Genomic DNA, 22,120 nt, shown 5'->3' with positions numbered 1-22,120 from the left:
TTAGGAACTAAAAAAACCATAAGAATCTGAAAGAAGTTAAGCATTGGAATCAACACAGTTGAGATAGAACAAACTGGGAGAATCTAACATGCTCAAAGAACAAATTGTAGACAAACAAGCAAATGTACAGGCAACCCCCAACCTGACACCTGCTCAGGAAGCTTTACAAGCGGTTTGGGAAGAGCATATTGGGCACGAGTTTGGTACTCACAGCACTGAAGATGCTCTCGCTTCAATGGTTGAGGACGCTTATGTGAATCACATTCCGGTAATGACTGGGGGAGTAGGGAAACCGGCGCTGCGTGAGTTTTATTCCAAGTACTTCATTCCACAGATGCCGCCGGACATAGATCTAGCTCCGGTCTCGCGCACAATCGGAACCAATCAACTCGTCGATGAAATGCTAGTTAAGTTCACTCATACCATCCAGATGGACTGGATGCTACCTGGCATTGCTCCGACAGGGAAACGGATTGAAGTAGCAGTAGTAGCGATTGTCCAGTTCCGTGATGGCAAGTTAGCCCATGAACACCTCTACTGGGATCAGGCGAGTGTATTGGTTCAGCTCGGCATACTTGATCCAGTTAAACTGCCCGTTGTAGGTGTTGACAGTGCGCGCAAGATATTTGACCCGAGCTTGCCCTCAAACGCACTGATCGATCGTGAAGCGATCGCGACTAAAGGCTAACGAGTGCTTGATTCGCGTCAAGGCATTTTCGATGAATTGGGGCGAACTTAAGCGATCGCAATTTGTCCGCTTCGTGAACTCGCAACTCGCGCTCATGCACGTAGTTATCAGGGTAATACTGCCCGGACAAGCCGAAACTCGTCACGAGTTCACTGCCGCTATACGTCGTAACGAAATGCGATGAAGGCTGGCAGATCGAAGGGTTGCTCAATACCCGGAAGTTAACGCTAGAACGTCAATTCTTCTGATACGACGTTGACTCCCTGATTCAGGCTCAACGTCAAGTGACCGACCTCGTTGCAGGTCTCAAAGCGAGTGGAGTAATCACTCCGATGCAAATTGATGCGAAACAACGAAATGAAACCAATCTTCATTAGGAGGACAATCATGAAACCTCAACTCATTTTCGGAGTACTAACGATCGCTACAGGATTACTCGGAGGTTCATGCACTCATCCCGCGATCGCACACAGCATTTCTTTACAGCAAACATCACCCGTTCTGATCGCAACTGCCTACACTGACTTAACCTTACCCACCTTGCGCCAAGGCGATCGCGGCAGAGATGTGCAATTGTTACAGCGCATTCTTCAAGACAATGGCTTTTTAGGAGCCGCAGGTGTGAGGTTAGGCAATCCAAGAGGGGCGATCGTTGATGGCATCTTTGGTGCGGTCACAGCGTCTGCGGTACGCGATCTCCAGCAACGATACAGAATTCCAGTTACAGGGCGAGTCAATCCAACCACCTGGGAAGTCCTGGATATGCACGAAAACCCCTATCGATTGCCGCTTCCCTGGAAACAACAGAACATTACTCAACTACAAGCCACAGGAGATTTTTAATGAACCGAAAGATTCTTTCAACCAAAATCACAATTACAACCACAATCGCAATTCTTTTCGGCGTACTCCTACTGTCCAATTTTCCATCCTTGGCTCAAGTCAGTTCACAAGTAATTCCCAGAATCGAAGTGATCGAAAGTTCTGAAGGGATTCCACCCAGCTATCGTTTAGTCATTAGCCGATCTCAGGACAATGTTTATGTTCTCTGCCCGACTGGCTTTGAGCCACAGTTAGACTATCTGCGAAATGTGAAGGCGATTCAATGTAAGCCGTTTACCAGTCCCTAGAAGTAAAAAGTGAAGGGCAACAGCATAACAACTCACACCACTTTTTTGCTTTGAACAGAGGAAAGATTTAGATGTCAAACAACAACAAAGCCATTTTAGAAGCGGCAAATGCGGCGAACGCTGCAGGCGACTATGAAGGATTCTTGTCATTCTGCACTGACGACACGAAATGGACGTTCGTAGGGGACAAGACCCTTAACGGAAAAGAAGCTGTTCGCCAATATATGGCAGAGACATACATAGAGCCGCCAAAGTTTACGGTCGCTAACTTAATCGCTGAGGGTGATTTCGTCACGTCAGTTGGCGACATCACACTGAAGGACGCAGACGGGAAGGTGGATCATTACTCGTACTGCGATGTCTGGCGCTTTCGCGGCGGCAAGATGGTCGAATTAAAGGCTTTCGTGATCAAGACCGAGTGAGATTACTAGGGACGCGGTGCGCATGAGAGGAGTGACGATGGCTATTAAGCCAGTTGATCACAAATCAGCATTTCATTGAGAATAATCTGATGATGATGCATTCAAGATTACAGCACAAGAATGATTTTGAGCATGGGAGTATACCTCAGACTGATTCTCTCCATGACTCTAACGTTAATTATGCTCTGATTGCGATCGCTCAAGAAGTCGCTGAGTTGCTGAAAAAATCCTATCTAGCACAAGCTGATGAAATCGACAGCATAGAGTTAATAGTTGGAAGCAATTTTGCTGATGATGATCAGTGGCTGAGGTAGGAAAAGCTGTCTAAGGAGACGTTGACTATACTCCGCTTAGTCGGTCTGCAGCACCTTAAACACCCCGCCCACCGCACCATATTCAAAGTTTAAATAAAGTTTGTCATGCACATGTATACACTCGCCCGCAGAACGTTTCGATACTGGATGCTCACTATCGTCGCGGTCCTCGTCAGTTCAGTTGTAAGCTTTCCCCTCCTCGCCCAGCCTTCGTTCGACACGGCTCAGCTCGACACCTTCGTCAAGGAGATGATGGACGCCTACGACGTTCCCGGCGTCGGGCTCGCGGTCGTCGAAGACGGCGAAATTAGCTACGTCCGGGGTTACGGGGTCCGTGACGTGGCCACTGGAGCACCCGTCACGCCCGACACCCAGTTCGCCATCGGTTCGACCACCAAGTCGTTCACGGCGCTTGGCATGATGCTGCTCGTTGAGGAGGATCTCGTGGACCTCGACACGCCCGTCAGGACCTACCTGCCCGAATTTAAGCTCTCCGACCCGGAGTCCACCCGCACGGCGACGGTCCGACACCTGCTCAGTCACACCACCGGCCTGGTGCGGACCGACGCCTCTACTTTCGACACGAGCGTCACCGCCGCGGACGTCATCGAGGCCGCCGCCACCACCCCGCTGGTCGGTAAACCAGGTGAAGTGTTCGTGTACAGCAACGTCAACACCATCATCGCCGGGGAGATCATCGAACGGATCACGGGAAGGTCGTGGGAAGACTTCACCCGCGAGCGCATCCTCGAGCCCTTAGGCATGACCACGGCGACGCTCTCTATAGAGGAGCTTAAACGGCAGGATAACATCGCCGTGCCGCACGTACTCGACGTGCTGAACGGACTGCAAACTGCCGACTTCCTGAACTATCGGGCCGACGCCCCGGCGGGAGCGATTAACGCAAGCGCCGCCGAGATGGCCCGTTACGTGCGCTTCCAGCTCGGCGACGGTGCACCGCTCGTGTCCCAGGCGAGCCTAATGGAGATGCACAAAGGCCAGGTTGCCGCCCCTGACTTCAGCCTGCCGGGCACCGTCGCCGCCCAAGCTCAAGCGGTGGCCGCGCGCCCGGAGGATGTGCCGCCCGCGCTCGTCACGGCCGCCGAGTACGGCTTCTATTGGGGCGTTGAGCGCTTTCTGGGGGAGAAGCTGGTGCAGCACAGCGGCAACGTGGACGGCCTGACGGCTAACGTGACCCTGCTGCCCGAAAGCCGTTCGGGCGTAGTCGTCCTCGCCAACGCCGAAGGGGCCAACATCTTTATTGAGACCGTGCGCCTGCACGTTGCCCAACTCTTGCTCGGTCGCTCCAGCCCCGACGTGAACGCCACCTTGCAAGCGCAACTCAAGGTGTTAGGTCAAGACAACGCGAGCCGAAAGGCTGATCTGGAGGCGGCCCACAGCTACCAGCCCAAACCCGGCGAGTTTATGCCTTTGGTAGGCACGTATGAGAGCCTTGCGGATCCTCAGCCGACCCAGGTGAGCGTGGTTGGTGGCCGCACCCTGATGCTCGAGTCCGGCTTTCAAGCGGTCCGCTTCTCAGTAGAACTGCTTCCGCTGGGCGGAGACCGCTTTATCGCGACCTCCCAGCCGCTGACGGGTTATGTGGTCCGCTTTGTCGAGGGTGAGGGCGGGCGCACCATCGAGCTAGAAACCCTGCTCGGCGCGCAGCCGCTGGCCGTACGGCGCGGAACAGATAATTGACCGGGTACGCGTCGGTTTGATTTTTGATGTAGAGGTTTGAAAACTGCGCGCGGAACCTAACGTTGAGAACTGAGTTGTAACGCGCTGCTGCGCTACGGCCCGTTAGTCGGCGTCGTGGGCAGCACCCTGATCTTCGCCCTCGCCCACGGCGTCAACGAGGTGTTCCCCGCGGTTCTAGTCGTTGGCCTCATCGCCGGTGAGGTGTTTCGGCGCAGCGGCTCGGTCTGGCTCGGCGTCGTCATCCACGCCGTCGTCAACCTGCCCACGGTCTTCGTGTTGGTGCTCATTAGAGCGTCCTGAACAACCAGCATCACTCGAGAGGAGTGTCTACCCGTGACTCGCTTGTTTTCAAACCATCCGCCCGATTCCGATGGACACACACACAACGCCGCGCCAACCCCGCGCGCTCGGAGGAAACCCATGCACATAGGAAAAACCTACGTCCGAAGCCTGCTCTTGCTCGGGGCACTACTGCTTGTCCTTAGCACCCGCGGGCAGTTCGCAGCCGCGCAGCCGCCCACGCCAGAGGCGACCGCGACTGCTGCGGTTGCCACCGCCGACAACGCGGTCACGCACGCCGAGAACGATCGCGTTCCCCAAGGCGCGGCCTGGACGCAGCACTACTTTCCGTCCTCGGACGGCTCTGAGGTCGAGCTGCACGCCGACATTCTGTTGCCCGAAGGACTGGCCGCAGGCGAGAAGGTGCCGGTGATTCTGGTGGTCGGGCCGTACTTGGGGCACTCCGGCCAAATAGCACTGGAAAACCACGCGCACACCGGCCCCTCCAACCGCTTCAATGACTTGATCGAAGGGGCCGACCTGTTCGGGCAGGGCTACGCCTTGGTGATGGTCGACCTGCGCGGCTTCGGCGGCTCCACTGGATGCATGGACTTTGCGGGGCCGGGTGCTCAGGCCGATATCAGGGCCGCAATCGACTGGGCCGCGACGCAGCCCTGGTCTACCGGTGCCGTCGGGATGTACGGCAAGTCCGCCGACGCCATCACCGGACTGATCGGCAACAACCTCAACCATGACGCGCTCAAGGCGGTCGTCGCGCAGGAACCCATCTGGGACATATACCGCAACTTCCGCTCGAACGGCGTCCCCCGCGCGACGATTGTCAGCATCCCCAGCATCTATAACACCGCTGCCATGCTGCCCCAGATGTCGGACGACGACGAGCGTTACCGGACGAATGCCGAGTACGAGAAGACAATCCCAGGATTATTTTGCCAATTTGACAACCTGGTCAAATACCAGATCGCCGATCCCGAGTCCGATCACTGGACGACCCGTGACCTGGCGGAGCAGGCCAAGGGCACCGACACGCCACTGTTTTTCACGCAGGGCTTCCTCGAGTGGAATAGCGAAGCCGAGGCGATAGAGGAGTTTCTCTCGAACCACCAGGGGCCGCAGCGCGGCTGGCTCGGCCCGTGGGAGCACGTGCGGGGCAACGACCGCTCTGTTATAGACGGGCGGCTGGAGATGGGCCGCGAGGGCTGGTTCGATGAGGTGATTTCCTTCTACGACCAGTACCTCAAGGGCGTCGAACCGACCGCGGCCTACCCAGCCTACGTTGTGCAGGACAGTACCGGTGCCTGGCGTGCCCAGGACACCTGGCCGGTTGTGGAGTACTCCGCCACCATCTCGCTTGGCGGCGGGTCGTATCTGGACGACGGCCTACTCGCCGACCCCGCAGCCGAGGCTCCCAACCGCTTCTTCGTCTGGTCTGCGCCGCTTGGGCAGCCAGTTCGCATTACCGGCACTCCGCGGGTATCGCTTGAGATCGAGGGCTACAGCAACGTCATGGTCGACCTCTACGACGTTGCCCCCGATGGCAGCGCCGTCATGTTCAACCAGCAGGTGGCGGTGGTGAAACCCGGCACGACAAGCTTTGAGCTGCGGTCGACAGACTGGACGCTGCCAGTCGGCCATGCGCTAGCCGTCGAGATCGGCACCATTCAGCCGGGGTTTGCGAGCGCAAACGACTGGGTCGACACGCCGTCTTACGAGACGATCATCGTCCGCGACGCGCGACTTGAACTCGCCCTAGACGACCCGGCCAATGACACACCAACGTCCGGCAACCCTGCACCGCGGCTGGATCTCTACCGGCAGCCGCCGTTCATGGAAAAGCTGTCCCCCGGCACCCCGAGCTTCACCCTGCCGACGGGAGACCGCTGACCCACATCCTATGCTGGGTTGTGCTGTACGCACGACTCAACGCCAATAGTTTCACGAAGGAATACCATGTTCGCTACAACGTATAGCCGACACTCACTCTTGACCGGGGCCGTGATGCTAGCGCATGGGGATTGAAGATCTCATCGACCTGTACAAGCCACTTCTAGAATGACGTTGAGGATAGAGCTATGGTTGAGCATAAGAACGCTAGGCTGCAACTGTTCGGGCTGTTGTGGTTAGCAGGCATGGCTGGGGTGATGACCCTGGTGTTGCTACCTTTGCCTTTGCTCCCAGAGGATGCCCCACCTGCCGCCGTGGTCAGGCTACTGATGCTGGTGCAGCCCACTGTTTTGCTGTCGGTAGCGGTCCTGACAGGTGTGCTCTTGGCTCACCGGTTAGGGCTAATGGCACCGGGGGCAGAGGCTCTGGCCGTTGGGCGATCGTGGCGGCAAGCCATGGTTCCTCAACTGTTGCCCGGTGTGGTGGGTGGGTTGATCAGCGGCGGACTACTGACGGCGATTACCCTGCTGTCTCGCCCGCTGCTGCCACCAGCCTATGGGGCGGCTGAGCCCACGCCGCTGCTAGTGCGATTTCTCTACGGCGGTATCACCGAAGAAATTCTGATCCGCTGGGGATTTATGACGCTGCTGCTATGGCTGGGCTGGCGATTTGGGCAGCAGCGCCAGGGTAAACCCCAGGCCCGATGGGTGGTAGTCGCCATTGCCGTCTCCTCCCTGGTGTTTGCCATGGCCCACTTGCCCTATGCGATCGCCCTAGGACTGCCTTTAACCCCAGCCCTAGTGGGGTTCTTGCTGATCCAAAATTCTTTGGTTGCAGGGGTTGCGGGGTATTTATTCTGGCGCTACGGGTTAGAGACCGCCATGATCGCCCACCTGACGGTTCATGCCGTGCTGGCTCTCATAGGCTGAGGCCCATGGCGGCACTGTGCTCACCGTCGAGGGCGAACGGCACACCGTTACTATGGAGGGCATCAACCCCTGCATCAATGAGATCGTTGCCGACTACCTCATCGACCTCGAAATCTTTGTAGGCGGCGATCGCTGTGTCCTCTAGACGCCCCAACGCCAAAACTAAGGATTTAGAAATTCCTATCGACAATCGTACTGTACGGAGAAACACCATGGATAAGCCCAAGTTTTTATCACCCTCGGCTATGGGGAATACATGCTGAATAAATTGCATTACTCGCACAATTTGGACACAGGTAGGAGTTGCAGCACTTGGACTGCCAACGATGCGGATTGAAATCGCGTGACTGCAATTGTTCCATGAGTTTCGCATCAGTGGCAGCAGGGACGGCTCCGTTAAAGTACCACTTGAACGAAGGAGAGATTTAGATATCAGCGAACAACAAAGCCATCTTAGAAGCGGCAAACGCAACGATTGCTGAAGGCAACTATGAAGGATTCTTGTCGTTCTGCGCCGACGACGCGGAGGCGGCTCATTTTCTTACTACGATGTCTGGCACTTTCGCGGAGGCAAGATGGTCGAATTAAAGGCTTTCGTGATCAAAACCAAGGTAACCTTTTTAGGGAGACCAGTCGCTTTACGAAGTACCTTAAGCATGGCTCAGCCGTTAGGCTAGATGGCACCTTGCCCTGTTTAATTCTATTCACCTAATTGAGATCTCTAGGCACTAGCCTGTGTCCATTTGAATCTCTTGGGTCAGTTAACGGCGTAACAGCTTGACGTGTAATAAATGCTAGTAGAGATGCTGTAAAAGCAAAGATAAGACCCATTTGATCTTGAGTAAGACTAATAACTCCAAATCCAGCTAGAAGCGCAAAAGATGCTTGAAGCAATCCTTGAAACATAACGGGTTCTTGTTGAATTCGCTTAATAATCCACATTTAGTTTTCCTCCGCTTCCAATCACTTCTATATGATTCTACTTAGCTTAAGCAGACACTTATGATGATAAAGACTACAATTAGAAACAGTATTACCCTTGCGGGTAATTTGTAGGCTCCATTCAAATCGGGCGAATGTCTAAATCTTAGAAAGATGCGGAAGTGGGATAAGCAGCGATCTAGAGTACTCAGTCTGTAGCTGTCTGAACTAAGCTACTGGCGCCACTTGCTGGTCAAAACTGTCCGAATGTCAGCCACTTGCTCCATCCCAGCAAATTCAGCGCTGGTCTATAGTCCAAACTGTGTATTAAATCGAAAACCGCTTGTCATAAGCGCATCGACTGCTGCTCCTGATCACACTCTCGCGGCGCGATGTTTTGGCTCATTTTTAGCAGCTTGATGCGCTTTAGCCTTAAATGCACCAGTTGAGGCCCTGACTTGGCTATGACACCCTGGCTTGCCACACGACAGCACTAGACCACGCCTTAAGTACTCCAAGCGCACGCTGGTCTCACGGCCGCACTCACACCGGGCACCAGCGCGAAACTCTCTAAATTCATCTCGCCACATAGACGTTACCGTCAGCAGACCAATCGGACTGACCGACTTCCAGTAGGCAAGTTTCTCCTGTAGGCGTAGATCTAGGGCCGCCTTGTGCTTTTCAGCTTGCTGCTCGGCTTGGAGCGTCAGCGCCACTGGGTCTCTCTGCCGAACAGCCTCTTCCAGCGCGGATGCCGCCACTTGCATACTCCTGGCAATCTCTCTCAGGTCTTCAAGGTCATACAAACGACGAATCGCATTAACGAGCTGCTCGTCAGATACTGTACGAGACGCACTTTTCACGCTTTTCAAGCCGTAGAAACTCAATACCTGCCGCACTCGCTCACGAGACACATCCATCGCGTCGGCAATCTCGCCATTGTTCCAGCCTTGCTGGTGCAGCTCGATGTAGCGCTTATGACGTGGCAGCGCTTCTTCAATGGGCCTAACTTTACTGGGCATTGCCACGAACTCACTCTCCTCGTTTTCTACTCTTTCCGTCACAGGATCATAGCTGCTGACAACGACGCCAATTTCTGAGGAGTAGCCGCCGTTTTATCCGCCTAGCGGGTCTCTCTCATCACGAGCTGCTCGTGGGAGTTCAGGAATGATCTGAAAGAACTGGCTGAGGGAGCTGATCCACTGATTTCTCCTACAGTGCCGGGTTAATTGTCATACGTGTAACCACCCAACTCACACACATCGACTTTCGCATGTTTCCTGGAGGTGCCGTCTGCAAATACGGCCTTGATATTGGATACGCAGGGCGTTCCAGCCACAACCGTTATACGACGAGACTCTGTAGGCTGGAGGGGCTGATCCAGGATATTTTTTCCCCTTGTGCTTTTATTGTCAATATAGAATTCGACAATTGGAATGGCAGATTCGTTGCCCAACGTAAAGTACGAGTCTTCTGCACCATTACCAAGCGTATAACCACCCAACTCACACACATCGACTTTCGCATCTTTCTTGGAGGTGCCGTCTACAAATACGGCCTTGATATTGGATACGCAAGGCGTTCCAGCCACAACCGTTACACGACGAGACTCTGTAGGCTGGAGAGGCTTATCCAGGATATTTTTTCCCCTTGTGCTTTTATTGTCAATATAGAATTCGACAATTGGAATGGCAGATTCGTTGCTCAACGTAAAGTGCGAGTCTTCGGCACTCGTTCGTGCCGAAGTGCTGCCAAAGTCCGCAGGGATCGAACAAGCAGGCGAAGACAGCGCGGCTACGGGAATTGCTAATGCCAATGCAAGTTTTGGAAGGTCCATTCCGGCACCAGAGGGTGTTTACTATACGTGTCATTTTTTCAAGATGCCATCGCACACATCGGGATGACAAACTGCTCTGGGAGCACCAGGGAGAGCCCTTGTATCAGCTGCTACAGCCGTAAATATTTAAATCTCGTAGAGCCCACAAAAACATGGCTTTGCTACTATAGGCGACTCAGTCTGTGCTTTGTGTCCTGTCTATGGTCAGGGAATGACGGTTAGTGCCGTGTCGGCAATAGAATTTCGAGACTGGCTTCAACAGCAGCCTAAGAGCTACCAGCCTTTGGAGACCTTTCGCTTCAGGCCTGTTAGTCGTCAAGAGTTGTTGACTTCCTTGCTTACGGGCTGAAGCAGTCTAGCGCAACGAACTGTCTGGCCGGTGGTCGCAGTACGTAAGAAAGAGTTTCAATCCTTGTGAGCTGTAGAAGTCCAGTGCGACGGCACCCGATCGCAGATCTTCTAGATCTTCTTACCCACCAGATGTCGATGCAGGCAGTGTATCAATTGGTGATAGCGGAGAATTGAAGCTCAAGCATTAACAACGCTTATGCATTGTCTTGAAAGGTATAAACGTTACCAGCAAATGAGTTCTCGTTCATAAGTTTCGTTTAAGCATTCTTTCGTAAGGCATAAGCACTTATTGAAAACGCTTTAACGTTACGAGTAAACGCTTAAGCAATATCAACAAACGCTTATAGGTTCTTTTGAAGAGTATAAGCATTTATTGAAAATGCTTTGACGTTACAAGCAAACGCTTGAATATTAGCTGTAGACCTTTCGAAGTTATAGGCAAACGTTTAAGCAATAGCAGCAAGTCTTAAGGCAAAACCCACCAACGACAAAGCTCTTGTCGCTAACTTTTGAGCAACAGCAGCTACGGTTCAAGCACTAAGGGGAGAGCAAGATGGTTGAGAGAACTTGTTTATACGCTCGACGTCTTGCAGGATATGCTGTCAGTCTATTTGCCGATCGCGCCTCAGCAAACTAAACACCTCGCCCTGAGCTGGGGTAATTAAAATCCCCGATCGCGAGATTGGACAAGGTCATCGCATGGCCAGTGACGTTTTTCGACGGGGCGGTGGGAAGATGCGATCGAGCTCCGTCAGATCTGAGGTGGTCAGCGTCAGGTCTAGAGCCGCGCGATTTTCTTGAATGTGGGCTGGATTGGTAGCTTTTGGAATGGCGATCATGCCCTCCTGATGGAGCAGCCATGCCAACGCCACCTGGGTCGGCGTAGCCCCATGACGGTCGGCGATCGCCTTGAGCTGAGAATTTTGAAACAGGCCCTTTTGCTCAGCCGGGGAATGCCCAACGGGGGAATAGGCCATGGTTGGAATATGGCGATCGCGGCTCCAGGGCAGCAGATCCCACTCGATGCCACGGTTCATCAAGCTATACAGCACTTGGTTGGTGACGATCTCATCGCCGCCGGGCAACGCGATCGCCTCTTCCATGTCGTTGCGATCGAAGTTGCTGACCCCATAGCTCTGGATCTTGCCGGCCTGTTTGAGAGATTGCAGCCCCGCTAGCGTCTCTGCCAGCGGTACTGCCCCCCGCCAGTGCAGCAAATAGAGGTCGAGGGAGTCGGTCTGAAGCCGTTTTAGGCTGCGATCGCAGGCCTCTACCACCCCCTGGCGAGTGGCATTGTGCGGATAGACTTTGCTGACCAAGAAAACCTCATCGCGCCGTCCGGCAATGGCTTCGCCCACCACCTTTTCCGCACCGCCCTCGCCATACATCTCTGCGGTGTCAATCAGCGTCATCCCCAAATCGAGGCCAAGGCGCAGCGCTGCCACCTCTGCCTGGCGCTGGGCATGCTTTTCGCCCATTCTCCAGGTTCCCTGTCCCAATGCAGGTACCGATTGTCCTGACGGTAAGCTCACAAGTTTCATAGTCTAGATGCTCTCAATATTGGCTGCCCCGCCTGGCTAAACCGTTCAAATATGGCCCAATCCCGAGTAAGTTTTGACCGACGGCTCAGCCAAAATCCTTACATGTCTTGTGGGATAGCCGTCTCGGCTGTCCTCCAGTCCAGGACAGCCGAGACGGCTATCCCACTAAACCATAAGCAACCCCCTAGTCAGGCTTAAACATCACCTTGATGCACTGATCTTTCTTGTGCTTAAACATTTCAAAGCCTTGCTTTGCTTCACTCAGGGGCAGGTGATGGCTTAGCACCACTGACGGATCAACATCGCCGTTCAGCACGTGTTCTACCAGTTTGGGAATGTACTTTGGACCAAACATCTGCCCCATTTTAAAGGTCAGGCCTTTGTTCATCGCTGCGCCCATCGGCATTTTGTCTACAAAGCCGCCATACACCCCCATGATGGATAGGGTGCCGCCTTTGCGACAGGCCAAGATCATTTGCCGCAGCACATGGGGGCGATCGGTTTCTAAGCGAATGGCTTGTTTAGCTTTGTCATACAATCCCTCCGGTCCCTGGCCGTGGGCTTCCATGCCAACCGCATCAATACAGGCGTCGGGACCCCGTCCTCCCGTCATTTCTTTAAGCGCTTCGAGCACGTCGACCTCTTCGTAGTTGAGCGTCTCAGCCTTGGCAAAGTCTCTGGCGAGCTGCAGGCGCTCAGGAAAGCGATCGATGCCAATGACGCGCTCGGCGCCCAGTAGATAGGCACTTAGCATGGCAAACTGACCCACCGGGCCACAGCCCCAGACCGCAACAATATCGCCGGGTTGAATCTGGCACAGGTCTGCTCCCATATAGCCGGTCGGAAAGGCGTCAGAAACAGGCAGCAGTTTTTCATCGGGAATGTCTTTGGGCACAGCGGTGGCGGTGTAGTCTGCAAAGGGGATGCGGATGTACTCAGCAAAGGAACCCGCATAACCGCCAAAGGCGTGGGAGTAGCCAAAAATGCCTGCGGTGCCATGGCCGTAGATTTTTTCTAGCATCCAACTGTTCGGGTTGGAGTTATCGCAGAGAGACCACTGCTGCTGGTTGCAGTGCCAGCAGTGACCACAGCCGATGATCGAAGAGACCACTGTGCGATCGCCTTTTTTCAGACGCTTCACTTCGGGTCCAACGTCGACAATTTCTCCCATGAACTCGTGCCCCATAATATCGCCGGGTTCCATGGTGGGGATAAACCCGTCGTAAATATGTAAATCAGAACCGCAAATGGTGGTAGAGGTTACTTTGAGAATCGCATCCCGAGGGTTGAGAATGGTGGGATCGGGCACTGTTTCCACTCGCACATCTTCCGCACCGTGCCAACAAACTGCTTTCATTGTGATTAATCCTTTGGGTGAGAGTGTCCTGATGGCTGACCTTCGTTTGTCGCAATTTCGCCTGCTTCCATTAGCATTTTGAAGCGGGCCAGATCGTCGCCAATTTGCTGTTCGGGTGATTCACCAAACAGCTTTGCCAGCAGGTCTCCAACGGCCCCACCCGGTGGGTTATAGGCTGTGACCACTTTGACTTCGGTGCCGCGGTTACCCGGGGCGGGCTTAAATTGAACAGAGCCAGCGTTGTCAACGTCTGCTCCTGGAACTGATTTCCAGGCAATCAATTCGTTGGGGCGATCGTCAATAATTTCTGCGTCCCACTCAACGGTTCCACCTAAAGGTCCTTTGGTGACCCAGTGCGATCGGCTGTCGCTGCTAACGGTCACGTCTTGAAGGTGCCTTGTAAAGCGAGGCAAGTTCTCAAGGCGACGCCAAAAGCTGTAGAGTTCCGCTGCGGGTTTATCGATCGTTACTGTCTTTTCGACTTTGATGTTTTGGCTCACAATAGTTGCTTCCTACGAGTACTTTGGTCTTAAAACCACGTTGACTCTGCCATGCGCAAGTGACCACTAGAAAAATGAGATCCAGTGCGCTGGGTTTTCCAACATGTTCAACGGATGTACCAAGCACTACCTCTCTCAATGGGCCTATCTTGGACCTTTGTCTACCTAGGCACCAACCTGAAAGATCCCGCGCTGCTTTTGTGGTTGCCAGCTGATAAAAAAGCGTGTAAGTGGTTAAATCTACGAAGTAAACTTGTAAGGTTTTACTAAAGAAAACTACCTTTCTAATTCACCTATTCGGCTCGCTAGCTAAGGTTCACCAAATCAGCATTAGGGGGCAGGTGCCTTAAGTCCTAAAACCAGTACTCACTAACGCTAGGCACAACGGTTACCGGTACTATTTGAGCAATGTTTTGGCAACTCCCCAGTGAACGACCCATTGAACTTTGCAGCCCTTTCCCCCACTACCTGCGCCGATGCCTTGGGGCGTGAGCACTGTATGGATAGGGGCATTCGAGAACTGTGGCCCCGCATTCCCCGGCTGGCTGGCCCCGCCTACACCGTTAGCTGCCCACCGGGCGATAACCTGATGCTGCACGCCGCCATTTACCGGGCTGCCCCTGGTGCGGTGATAGTGGTGCAGGCGGGTGACGCCGACTACGCCATGGCGGGGGGGAATGTCTGTGCGATCGCCCAAAATCGAGGTATTGCCGGCTTTGTGGTCGATGGCGTGATTCGCGACCTGGCCGAGGTGCGCGAGGCTCAGTTTCCGGTATTTGCGCGAGGGGTAATGCCAGTGCCGGGGAAAAAGCAGCAGTTAGGCACGCTGAACCAGGCGATCGTCTGTGGGGGAGTGCGGGTCAACCCTGGAGATATCATCGTGGCCGACGAAGAGGGTATTGTTGTGATTCCAGCGGCTCAGCAGGCGGCGGTTTGGCAGATGGCCCAGCAGCGCACCGACCAAGACGCCGCCCAATCACTAGCGGATTGGGAAACCAACCACCGTGCCAAAGTCGAGCGGATGTTGCAGGACCTAGGTTTCGAGCCGGGCGGGTAAATCCTTTCCCCACGCACCACAACATGCAACCGTGGCTTTGCCGTGGACGCTATAGGGGTATCTGCGAAATTTGATTGGCGATGGGTTCGGGATTACCTGCTGAAAGATAGGTTTCAAAAGTAAAAAATCTCAGTCCGTAGCTCTCTGCTAAAGGCGGCAGAATACTGAACTATTGGGGATGACACGCCAAGGGAGTGCTTTTGCTACCTTGCTCAGAGGCTCATCCCTTGGCTTAAGAAGCTGCCTTTGAAGGATTAACCAATGAAAACAAATTTGTTTGCTAAAACTATCGGTCTCTGTGCGATCGCACTGATTGGGCTAGCGGGTTGCGATCGCCCCAATACTGCTCAGACCGACACCGTCACCCCTGGAGAACCCGCTACTCAGACCGATGCCCCTGGCAACCAAACGCTGGATATCAGCGATGCCGCTGACCAAATCGAAGACGCCCTCGACAGTGATGAAACCCTGAGGCCGTTTGATTTAGATGCCGAAGACGAAGACAACACCATCGTGATTGAGGGCACCGTCGACGACGCAACCCAGGTGACTCTAGCCGAAGACGTGGCTAGACAAACGGCTCCAGACTTTACGCTGGTCAACCGCGTCGAAGTTAAGTAATCGACAGCCATAGTCGCGTTGGTTAGCCCCTCACCCAGCCCGCCGCCCCTCCTACAGAGAAGCGGCTTGAAATAGGGTTAGCCCCAGCAGGCCGACTAACCCCAGCAAACCGGGCAAGGTGACAAACAAGAGGTTGCGGGCATCGTTGTGCGATCGCGGCGAATCTTCAAGCAGCCTAGAGTCATTCATGGTTAAGACACCAATTAGTAAACGGTACAGCCGTTAAACGGAATGCCCCAGTCTTGCCCCAGGCTGGGGTGCAATCAGCCTTACTTCTTCAAAATTCGGTGGAGAATTTCTTGCTTGAGCCGAATCAACTCTGGGTTGGCCAGGTCGCGGGGGCGAGGCAAATTGACCGCCACATCCAGCTCAATGCGACCGTTTTGAATCACCACGACGCGATCGGCCAGCACCACCGCCTCTTCCACATCGTGGGTCACCAGCAGGGCGGTAAACCTTTGCTCTTGCCACAGGGTTTCAATCAACCGCTGCATGTCAATGCGGGTGAGGGCATCGAGGGCACCTAGGGGTTCGTCGAGCAGCAAGAGATGGGGCTGCGTCACCAAGGCTCGCGCCAGAGCCACCCGCTGCTTTTGCCCCCCCGACAGCACCGTAGTCCAGTCTTTGGCGCGGTCGTCGAGGCCCACCTGCTGCAAGGCCCAGTGGCTGCGAGGGCGCGCCTGCGCACTCAGACCCAGCGAGACGTTCTCTAAAACGTTGCGCCAGGGCAGCAGGCGCGCGTCTTGAAACATGACCCGCGCCTTGGCGTTGAGCCCCGCCAACCGCTGGCCATCGAGCTTGATCTCGCCGTGAGAAGGGTCTTCTAACCCAGCCAGCAACCGCAGCAGCGTACTCTTGCCGCAGCCGCTCTTACCGACAATGGCCACAAATTCCCCCGGCGAAATTTCCAGGGAAAAGCGATCGAGCACCGTCAGCTCACCAAAGGCCTTGGTCAGATTGTTGATCCAAATGTGGCTGCCGTAGGCGGTTTGGGTTTGAGATGAAGGGGTTTGGGTGTAGGTCATGGGAGTGGGGAGGGGGAGAGTAGGAGGGTAGGGAGTAGGAGGGTGGGGAGTGGATGGGTGGATGGGTAGATGGGTGGAAGCGTAGGTGAGTAGGGAGTGGGAGGCTAGGGAATAGGAGGGTAGGGTAGGGAGTAGGAGCGGGGGAGGTAGAGGGCTAGGCAGTAGAAAGGCTAGGAAGTGGGGCGATCAGCCAATTCATCCACCCATCTACCCATCCACCCTCCTACCCTCCTACCCTCCTACCCATCCACTCACCCACCCCTCTACTTCAAGTTCTGACTGGGGTGCCAGGCGATGGTGATCTTCTCCAGCCAGCGCACGGAGGAGTCGGCCAGCTTGCCCAGCAGGGCGTAGAGCAAAATGGCTACTACCACCACGTCGGTCTGCATAAATTCGCGAGCGTTCATGGCCATGTAGCCAATGCCGGAGCTGGCGGCAATCGTCTCGGCCACAATCAGGGTGAGCCACATGTTGCCGAGGGCATAGCGCAGCCCCACCAGCATGCTGGGCAGGGCACCGGGCAAAATAATTTGCGAAAACAGCTGGCGACGGGTGAGGCCATAGACGCGGCCCATCTCAATCAGCCCGGGGTCAATGGCGCGAATGCCGTAGAAGGTGTTGACGTAGATGGGAAACAGCACCCCCAGGGCGACCAGAAAAATGCGGGCTTCGTCGCCGATGCCAAACCACAAAATCACCAGGGGAATCATTGCCAGGTGGGGAATGTTGCGCACCATTTGAATGGAGCTATCGGCAAGCAGCTCGGCGGGGCGAGAGACACCGTTCAAAACGCCAAAAAAGAGGCCGATGCTGCCGCCGATCAAAAACCCGACCACGGCTCGCCAGGCGCTAATGGTCACATGCTTAAACAACTCGCCGCTGAGGGTGAGGCGAATGGCCGCCTGCACCACCTCGGTGGGGGCGGGCAAAATACGGCTGTTGATCACGCCAATCTGGGCTAAGACTTGCCACAGCAGGATTAGGGCGGCGGGCACGACCCAGGGAACGATGTTGTCCCAGGGTATGCCGTTGGTTAGGTCAGACAGACTATTTTTTCGTTGAATGGTTTGCATGGTTCGAGCGTCTTTAGCGTATGAGTAGCAACCGGGCCAGAAAACGGGGTGGGTTTACCCGCTAGCGTTGGGTATAGGTCTCTAGACCTGCCGTGGTGGGGCAGAGCACCTCACTGACCTCCAGTTCTTTAGGGATGGCTTTTTGGGAGTACATCCAGTCGGCGCGGTCTTGGAGGTCAGTCAGCACCTGGTCGGTGAGAGGGTGGATAGTTTCCACCTGTTTGCGGGTGCCCAGTTGATCAACCACAGGAGTGGCGAGCTCTACCGCTGCGCCGAAGGCTTTGGCGGCGACTTCGGGGTTGTTGGCGGCCCAGTCTGCTTCTTTGACAATTTCGGCAAAAGCAGCCTCAACGATCGCAGGCTTTTGGGCCAGGGTGTCTCGGTGCACCACGTAGATGCCGTAGTGGGAGGCGGCTTCGCCAGAGGCGATGGGGCGTAGGTCATGCTCGACTTCGGCGATCGCCACGTTGGGCTCCCACACTGACCAGGCATCGACATGGCCCTGGGTGACGGCGGGTAGGGCATCGGTGGGGCCGAGGTAGACCCGCTCGACCTGCTCAACGGGAACCTTGGCGTCGGTCAAAACGCGCAGTAACAGGTGCTCGCCCCAGCCGCCGCGATTGACCGCCACTTTTTTGCCCACTAGGTCTTGGGGCGACTGGATGGCCGAGTCGGCGGTGACCAAGATGGCCTCTGCCTCAGGAATAGGGGCTTGGTAGGCCAGCACACAGACCGGCGTGCCCCCCACCAATCCCGAAATACCGGGAATATCGCCCCCCGCACTGATGTCTACGGAGTTGGCGTTAAAGGCTTCGAGCACCGGGGCAAAGGCGGGGAATGGCCCCACCCATTCCACCTGAATGTTTTGCTTGGCGAGTTCGGCTTCTAATACGCCCCGCTGGCGGATGATGGGCAGTAGCCCCCAGCGCACGTAGCCAATACGAATGGTTTCGGGGGCAGCGTTGGTGGGGGCAGCGGCTGCATCGGCGGTGGATGCGGGCTGGGTGGCGGTGTTAGTCGCGGCACACCCCCCGATCGCCAGCCCGACTGCGACTACGGCGGCCAGGGTTCTGAGGCTAGATTTTTGTCGCCAAACGGGCAGGCGGTAATGGCTGTTCATACTGAAACCCCTGGGGTATAAAACTCTGGAGCAAAGGATTCTGGAGCAGACAACGCTGGAGCAGGCATCCTGGGAAGCTTCAGGTGATCGCGCAGGGTGCTGCCGCTGTAGGTCTGGCGAAAGAGCCCGCGTTGCTGCAACGCGGGCACAACCGCTGCCACAAAGTCGGTGAAGGCCCCGGGCAGGTAGGCAGGGGAAACCATGAACCCGTCGCAGGCATTGGCCTGAAATAAGGCTTCGAGCTGGTCGGCAATCTGGGTGGGGGTGCCCACGATTTGGGGAATGAGGACGCTAGCCCCGTAGCGTTGGCCAATCTCTGCCAGGGTGGTGCCCTCAATGCTGAGGTGCTGCACCAGATCCCAAATGCCGCGCATGCCCTGGATGTCTAACTTCTCCAGGGGCTTGTCGAGGGGATGCTGGGAAAAGTCGTAGTTGAGGTGGTTAGAGAGCGTCGATAGGCCCACCAGGGGGTTGACCAGATTATTGTGTTCAGCCTGCTTTTGGCGAGCGATTGCCTCCGTTTCACCCACAAAGGGCATCACCCCTAGCAAAATTTTGCACTGGTCGGGCGATCGCCCCTGGGCCTGCACCCGCCCCTTGAGATCGCTATAGAACTGCTGCGCCTGGGGTAGGGTGGGCTGAATGGCAAACACTACTTCGGCCCAACGGGCGGCAAACTCGCGCCCTCGACCCGACGCTCCGGCCTGGATCAGCACCGGCTTGCCCTGGGGGCCAGGCGGCACGTTAAGCGGCCCCCGCGACTGAAACCATTGGCCCTGATGGTGGATATAGTTCACCTTGTCGGGGTCGGCGAAATGGCCCTGCTCCCGGTCTAGCACCAGGGTATCGGTCTGCCAGCTCTCCCACAGTTGGCAGGCTACGTCTAGAAACTCATCGGCGCGATCGTAGCGCTGGTCGTGCTCCAGATGGGTTTTGACCCCGAAGTTTTGGGCCTCACCATCGTTCACTGAGGTGACGATGTTCCAGGCGACGCGGCCGTGGGTGAGGTGGTCGAGGGTGGCAAAGCTGCGGGCCACGCTGTAGGGGTGAGCATAGGTGGTGGAGACGGTGGCCCCCAGTCCCAGGTTCTGGGTGGTAGGGGCGATCGCCGCCAGCAGCGGTAGAGGATCTAGCCGCAGAGCATCCTGGTCGCCGTAGCGCACCCCCACCTCAAAGCTATGGCCGTAGCTCTCAGACACCGCCAGCCTATCAGCAAAAAACAGCAGGTCAAACTTACCCCGCTCCAACACCTGGGCAATTTGCTGATAGGCCTCGGGCCGCAGAAAGTCGAAGCGCGACTGGGGGTGCCGCCACAGCGCGTGGCTGTGGGCCACAGGCCCCGCAATCATAAATGCCGCTAGGTGGAGTTGGCGCATTGGTTCTTGACTCTGGAGTCCGGCTGAATTCCTAGGAATAAAAATCGGGGGTGGGCAGCTCCCGGTTCAGCGCCCAGTTGCCCACCGAGCGAATTTTGTAGTCGACCGGGTCGTGCAGGGTAAAGGTGCGGAGATTGCGCCAGTAGCGGTCAAAGCCGTAGTCGGCGCTAGTGGCCCGGGTGCCCATGACATCAAAGATTTTGTTGACCAGAGCTAGGCCGTTTTGGGTGACAAAGGCCTTGGCGGTAGCGATGGCCACGGCGCATTCGCCCCGTTCTTCGGCGGTGAGGGCATAGCCTTTTTCCCAGGCGGCCTGCACGAGCGCGGTGGCGCGATCGGTGAGCAGGGTGGCGGCTTCCAGGGCGATCGCCATTTCGCCGTAGTGTTGCAGGATGTAGGGGTCTTCGGTGGCCGATTCGACCTTAGACCCTGGCCAGGCTCGCGTCTGGCTGCGGGTGTAGGATCGCGCCGCCTCAAATGCCCCCTGGGCCACCCCCAGATAGATGTTGGTGAAGGTGATTTGGGTGAGACAGGAGCGAAAGGTGCGAAACACCTCATTGCCTGCGGGGGGTGCCAAAATTTCGTCGGCGTCCACCCACACGTTGGTAAAGCGAATGCTGCCGCTGTCGGTTTGCCGCTGGCCCATGTTGTTCCAGTCGCCCTGCACCTCAACCCCCTCGCGCTGGGTGGGCACGATCGCAATCCGAAAGCCCTCCACGCCGTCCTGCACGGTGCTGAGCGGAATCACATCGGAATCGACGGAGCCCGAGCAAAAGCTCTTGGTGCCGTTGATGCGAAAGCCTGCCCCATCGGGGGTAAGCGTCACCCGGCGATCGAGCGGGTTAAAGCCGTTGCACCAAAACCAGTTGTGCTGGGCGGTTTGGCTATAGTAATGGGCCGCCTGCTCGGGGTTGCCAAACACCTGGGGGGCCACCACTCCCAAATGCTGGTACGAAAACAGGTGGGCAATGGAGCTATCCACCTGGGCAAAGCGGCGGGTAATGCGCAGGGCGGTTTCCCAATCGGCCCCGAGGCCGCCGTACTGAGCTGGGATTACCAGCTTCAGTAGGTTGCTCTGGCGCAGGCGATCGCGCTCGGCCTGGGCGGTGCCCCCCTGGCGATCGCGCTCTACCGCCGTGGCGGCGAATTCATCGACCAGGGTGTCAACCCAGGCATCGATAGGGTGAGCGTTAGCTTGAATGTCGAGCTGAGGTGAGGTGAGCAGCGGCATAGATAAAGATGTTGAACAACAGACTCAATGTAGTGCCCGCCTAGACGGCCGTGAGCACAGCGGGGAGCGATCGCACCAGCCCGTCCAGCGAACTTTGCAGGCGCGCTCTTAGCTCTGGGTCGTTGAACTCAATGCCGCCCGTCTCTAACCGCTGAAACTGCGTATCGACCAGATACACGCCCTGGAGAATGTGGGTGGCACCGAGCACACCCAGCACCGGGTTGAGGGCGTAGTCGATCGCCAGCAGGTGCGCCAGGGTTCCTCCAGTAGCAATCGGCAAAACCGGCTTGCCCACCAGCGCCTTCTGGGGCAGTAGATCGAGAAAAGCCTTGAGAATGCCCGTGTAGGCGGCTTTGTAGACGGGGGTCGAAATAATTACGGCATCGGCGGCAACCACCTGGGCGGTAGCGGCATTGATCACCTCGCTGTCAAACCTGGCGTGCAGCAGCTCAGCGGCGGGCAGGTCGCGCACCAGCAAAATTTCTAGCTCAACCCCCTGATCCTGCAAAATCTTTTGGGCCTCCTCTAACACTGAGTAGGAGCGAGAAGGATGGGACGGGCTACCGGCGATCGCAACAATTTTCGTCATGGTTAAACCTCAGTAAAATTTGGACTTTGAACGTTAGAAGTTTGCCGAGCTAAAGATGACAGGTGAATGGGGGTTTAAGGTTCAAGGTTTAGGGTTTCAGGTTGGTGACCTGCCTTAAACCGGATACCTTGGGCTCTGAACCCTAAACCGCTA

Annotated in this window: 24 protein-coding genes and 1 pseudogene; 12 read left to right on the top strand and 13 right to left on the bottom strand. The window is 55.9% G+C overall.

Features of this window, described 5'->3' with window-relative positions; translation table 11 throughout:
* Positions 1-88 precede the first annotated feature (88 nt).
* From H6F75_RS13355 to H6F75_RS28795, 10 genes and pseudogenes are all read left to right on the top strand, one after another.
* Positions 89-688 (top strand): ester cyclase, encoded by a 600-nt coding sequence (locus H6F75_RS13355; protein WP_190752965.1) that lies wholly within the window; start codon positions 89-91, stop codon positions 686-688.
* Between the two features lie 387 nt (positions 689-1,075).
* Positions 1,076-1,531, top strand: a complete 456-nt coding sequence (locus H6F75_RS13350; protein WP_190752964.1) for a peptidoglycan-binding domain-containing protein — start codon at positions 1,076-1,078, stop codon at positions 1,529-1,531.
* A 358-nt stretch (positions 1,532-1,889) separates the two neighbouring features.
* Positions 1,890-2,240 (top strand): nuclear transport factor 2 family protein, encoded by a 351-nt coding sequence (locus tag H6F75_RS13345; protein WP_190752963.1) that lies wholly within the window; start codon positions 1,890-1,892, stop codon positions 2,238-2,240.
* Positions 2,241-2,329: 89 nt separating this feature from the next.
* Entirely contained in the window at positions 2,330-2,554 is a 225-nt protein-coding gene (locus H6F75_RS13340) for a hypothetical protein (RefSeq protein WP_199303921.1), read from the top strand.
* 147 nt (positions 2,555-2,701) lie between these two features.
* The gene (locus H6F75_RS13335; RefSeq protein WP_190752962.1) at positions 2,702-4,255 is read left to right on the top strand and encodes a serine hydrolase domain-containing protein; all 1,554 of its coding nucleotides are present in this window, start codon (positions 2,702-2,704) and stop codon (positions 4,253-4,255) included.
* A gap of 69 nt (positions 4,256-4,324) precedes the next feature.
* Positions 4,325-4,555, top strand: a complete 231-nt coding sequence (locus tag H6F75_RS13330; RefSeq protein WP_190752999.1) for a CPBP family intramembrane glutamic endopeptidase — start codon at positions 4,325-4,327, stop codon at positions 4,553-4,555.
* A 120-nt stretch (positions 4,556-4,675) separates the two neighbouring features.
* Positions 4,676-6,439: a CocE/NonD family hydrolase gene (locus H6F75_RS13325; protein ID WP_190752961.1), complete on the top strand. Its 1,764-nt coding sequence runs from the start codon at positions 4,676-4,678 to the stop codon at positions 6,437-6,439.
* A 188-nt stretch (positions 6,440-6,627) separates the two neighbouring features.
* Positions 6,628-7,368 (top strand): CPBP family intramembrane glutamic endopeptidase, encoded by a 741-nt coding sequence (locus H6F75_RS13320; protein ID WP_190752960.1) that lies wholly within the window; start codon positions 6,628-6,630, stop codon positions 7,366-7,368.
* A gap of 52 nt (positions 7,369-7,420) precedes the next feature.
* The gene (locus H6F75_RS13315; RefSeq protein ID WP_242019981.1) at positions 7,421-7,513 is read left to right on the top strand and encodes a hypothetical protein; all 93 of its coding nucleotides are present in this window, start codon (positions 7,421-7,423) and stop codon (positions 7,511-7,513) included.
* Between the two features lie 284 nt (positions 7,514-7,797).
* Positions 7,798-8,045, top strand: a pseudogene (locus tag H6F75_RS28795) (hypothetical protein).
* Between the two features lie 31 nt (positions 8,046-8,076).
* Here H6F75_RS28795 and H6F75_RS13310 read toward each other — a convergent pair.
* The 6 genes from H6F75_RS13310 to H6F75_RS13285 form a co-directional block, all read right to left on the bottom strand.
* Positions 8,077-8,310, bottom strand: a complete 234-nt coding sequence (locus H6F75_RS13310; RefSeq protein ID WP_190752958.1) for a hypothetical protein — start codon at positions 8,308-8,310, stop codon at positions 8,077-8,079.
* A 353-nt stretch (positions 8,311-8,663) separates the two neighbouring features.
* Positions 8,664-9,353: a hypothetical protein gene (locus H6F75_RS13305; RefSeq protein ID WP_190752957.1), complete on the bottom strand. Its 690-nt coding sequence runs from the start codon at positions 9,351-9,353 to the stop codon at positions 8,664-8,666.
* A 161-nt stretch (positions 9,354-9,514) separates the two neighbouring features.
* Positions 9,515-10,126: a hypothetical protein gene (locus tag H6F75_RS13300; protein ID WP_190752956.1), complete on the bottom strand. Its 612-nt coding sequence runs from the start codon at positions 10,124-10,126 to the stop codon at positions 9,515-9,517.
* Positions 10,127-11,169: 1,043 nt separating this feature from the next.
* Positions 11,170-12,018 carry an aldo/keto reductase gene (locus H6F75_RS13295; RefSeq protein WP_190752955.1) on the bottom strand — a complete coding sequence of 283 codons (849 nt, stop codon included), beginning with the start codon at positions 12,016-12,018 and terminating at the stop codon, positions 11,170-11,172.
* A 184-nt stretch (positions 12,019-12,202) separates the two neighbouring features.
* A complete protein-coding gene (locus H6F75_RS13290) occupies positions 12,203-13,375 on the bottom strand; it encodes a zinc-dependent alcohol dehydrogenase (protein ID WP_190752954.1) in 1,173 nt (390 codons plus the stop codon).
* A 5-nt stretch (positions 13,376-13,380) separates the two neighbouring features.
* The gene (locus H6F75_RS13285; protein WP_190752953.1) at positions 13,381-13,875 is read right to left on the bottom strand and encodes an SRPBCC family protein; all 495 of its coding nucleotides are present in this window, start codon (positions 13,873-13,875) and stop codon (positions 13,381-13,383) included.
* Between the two features lie 427 nt (positions 13,876-14,302).
* On the opposite strand from H6F75_RS13285, the gene H6F75_RS13280 reads away from it, so the two are divergent.
* Both H6F75_RS13280 and H6F75_RS13275 read left to right on the top strand, forming a co-directional pair.
* Positions 14,303-14,932, top strand: coding sequence for an RraA family protein (locus tag H6F75_RS13280; RefSeq protein WP_190752952.1), 630 nt, complete (start codon positions 14,303-14,305; stop codon positions 14,930-14,932).
* Between the two features lie 261 nt (positions 14,933-15,193).
* Positions 15,194-15,553, top strand: coding sequence for a BON domain-containing protein (locus H6F75_RS13275; protein WP_190752951.1), 360 nt, complete (start codon positions 15,194-15,196; stop codon positions 15,551-15,553).
* A 51-nt stretch (positions 15,554-15,604) separates the two neighbouring features.
* Here H6F75_RS13275 and H6F75_RS13270 read toward each other — a convergent pair whose 3' ends face one another.
* From H6F75_RS13270 to ssuE, 7 genes are all read right to left on the bottom strand, one after another.
* Positions 15,605-15,742, bottom strand: coding sequence for a hypothetical protein (locus tag H6F75_RS13270; RefSeq protein WP_190752950.1), 138 nt, complete (start codon positions 15,740-15,742; stop codon positions 15,605-15,607).
* Positions 15,743-15,822: 80 nt separating this feature from the next.
* Positions 15,823-16,578 carry an ATP-binding cassette domain-containing protein gene (locus H6F75_RS13265; protein ID WP_190752949.1) on the bottom strand — a complete coding sequence of 252 codons (756 nt, stop codon included), beginning with the start codon at positions 16,576-16,578 and terminating at the stop codon, positions 15,823-15,825.
* Positions 16,579-16,841: 263 nt separating this feature from the next.
* Positions 16,842-17,651 carry an aliphatic sulfonate ABC transporter permease SsuC gene (ssuC, locus tag H6F75_RS13260; RefSeq protein ID WP_190752948.1) on the bottom strand — a complete coding sequence of 270 codons (810 nt, stop codon included), beginning with the start codon at positions 17,649-17,651 and terminating at the stop codon, positions 16,842-16,844.
* 61 nt (positions 17,652-17,712) lie between these two features.
* Complete coding sequence (locus H6F75_RS13255) at positions 17,713-18,771, bottom strand: aliphatic sulfonate ABC transporter substrate-binding protein (RefSeq protein ID WP_190752947.1); 1,059 nt, start codon at positions 18,769-18,771, stop codon at positions 17,713-17,715.
* The gene (locus tag H6F75_RS13250) at positions 18,768-20,147 is read right to left on the bottom strand and encodes an LLM class flavin-dependent oxidoreductase (protein WP_190752946.1); all 1,380 of its coding nucleotides are present in this window, start codon (positions 20,145-20,147) and stop codon (positions 18,768-18,770) included. Before H6F75_RS13250 ends, H6F75_RS13255 begins: the two co-directional genes overlap by 4 nt.
* A 31-nt stretch (positions 20,148-20,178) precedes the next feature.
* Positions 20,179-21,378: an acyl-CoA dehydrogenase family protein gene (locus H6F75_RS13245; protein ID WP_190752945.1), complete on the bottom strand. Its 1,200-nt coding sequence runs from the start codon at positions 21,376-21,378 to the stop codon at positions 20,179-20,181.
* Positions 21,379-21,418: 40 nt separating this feature from the next.
* A complete protein-coding gene (ssuE, locus tag H6F75_RS13240; protein ID WP_190752944.1) occupies positions 21,419-21,967 on the bottom strand; it encodes an NADPH-dependent FMN reductase in 549 nt (182 codons plus the stop codon).
* Positions 21,968-22,120: the final 153 nt, after the last annotated feature.

Origin of the sequence: Nodosilinea sp. FACHB-131 (assembly GCF_014695395.1) — a bacterium.
Classification (GTDB): Bacteria; Cyanobacteriota; Cyanobacteriia; order Phormidesmidales; family Phormidesmidaceae; genus Nodosilinea.
This window is presented reverse-complemented; position numbering and strand designations above follow the sequence as displayed.

Excerpts from the sequence above, each read along its gene's own strand:
- H6F75_RS13250 (WP_190752946.1), bottom strand. The coding sequence starts at position 20,147 with ATGCGCCAACTCCACCTAGCGGCATTTATGATTGCGGGGCCTGTGGCC.
- H6F75_RS13315 (WP_242019981.1), top strand. The coding sequence starts at position 7,421 with ATGGAGGGCATCAACCCCTGCATCAATGAGATCGTTGCCGACTACCTC.
- ssuC (WP_190752948.1), bottom strand. The coding sequence starts at position 17,651 with ATGCAAACCATTCAACGAAAAAATAGTCTGTCTGACCTAACCAACGGC.
- H6F75_RS13255 (WP_190752947.1), bottom strand. The coding sequence starts at position 18,771 with ATGAACAGCCATTACCGCCTGCCCGTTTGGCGACAAAAATCTAGCCTC.
- H6F75_RS13350 (WP_190752964.1), top strand. The coding sequence starts at position 1,076 with ATGAAACCTCAACTCATTTTCGGAGTACTAACGATCGCTACAGGATTA.
- H6F75_RS13310 (WP_190752958.1), bottom strand. The coding sequence starts at position 8,310 with ATGTGGATTATTAAGCGAATTCAACAAGAACCCGTTATGTTTCAAGGA.
- H6F75_RS13300 (WP_190752956.1), bottom strand. The coding sequence starts at position 10,126 with ATGGACCTTCCAAAACTTGCATTGGCATTAGCAATTCCCGTAGCCGCG.
- H6F75_RS13345 (WP_190752963.1), top strand. The coding sequence starts at position 1,890 with ATGTCAAACAACAACAAAGCCATTTTAGAAGCGGCAAATGCGGCGAAC.
- H6F75_RS13245 (WP_190752945.1), bottom strand. The coding sequence starts at position 21,378 with ATGCCGCTGCTCACCTCACCTCAGCTCGACATTCAAGCTAACGCTCAC.
- H6F75_RS13340 (WP_199303921.1), top strand. The coding sequence starts at position 2,330 with ATGATGATGCATTCAAGATTACAGCACAAGAATGATTTTGAGCATGGG.
- ssuE (WP_190752944.1), bottom strand. The coding sequence starts at position 21,967 with ATGACGAAAATTGTTGCGATCGCCGGTAGCCCGTCCCATCCTTCTCGC.
- H6F75_RS13270 (WP_190752950.1), bottom strand. The coding sequence starts at position 15,742 with ATGAATGACTCTAGGCTGCTTGAAGATTCGCCGCGATCGCACAACGAT.
- H6F75_RS13335 (WP_190752962.1), top strand. The coding sequence starts at position 2,702 with ATGCTCACTATCGTCGCGGTCCTCGTCAGTTCAGTTGTAAGCTTTCCC.
- H6F75_RS13265 (WP_190752949.1), bottom strand. The coding sequence starts at position 16,578 with ATGACCTACACCCAAACCCCTTCATCTCAAACCCAAACCGCCTACGGC.
- H6F75_RS13325 (WP_190752961.1), top strand. The coding sequence starts at position 4,676 with ATGCACATAGGAAAAACCTACGTCCGAAGCCTGCTCTTGCTCGGGGCA.
- H6F75_RS13295 (WP_190752955.1), bottom strand. The coding sequence starts at position 12,018 with ATGAAACTTGTGAGCTTACCGTCAGGACAATCGGTACCTGCATTGGGA.
- H6F75_RS13290 (WP_190752954.1), bottom strand. The coding sequence starts at position 13,375 with ATGAAAGCAGTTTGTTGGCACGGTGCGGAAGATGTGCGAGTGGAAACA.
- H6F75_RS13355 (WP_190752965.1), top strand. The coding sequence starts at position 89 with ATGCTCAAAGAACAAATTGTAGACAAACAAGCAAATGTACAGGCAACC.
- H6F75_RS13320 (WP_190752960.1), top strand. The coding sequence starts at position 6,628 with ATGGTTGAGCATAAGAACGCTAGGCTGCAACTGTTCGGGCTGTTGTGG.
- H6F75_RS13275 (WP_190752951.1), top strand. The coding sequence starts at position 15,194 with ATGAAAACAAATTTGTTTGCTAAAACTATCGGTCTCTGTGCGATCGCA.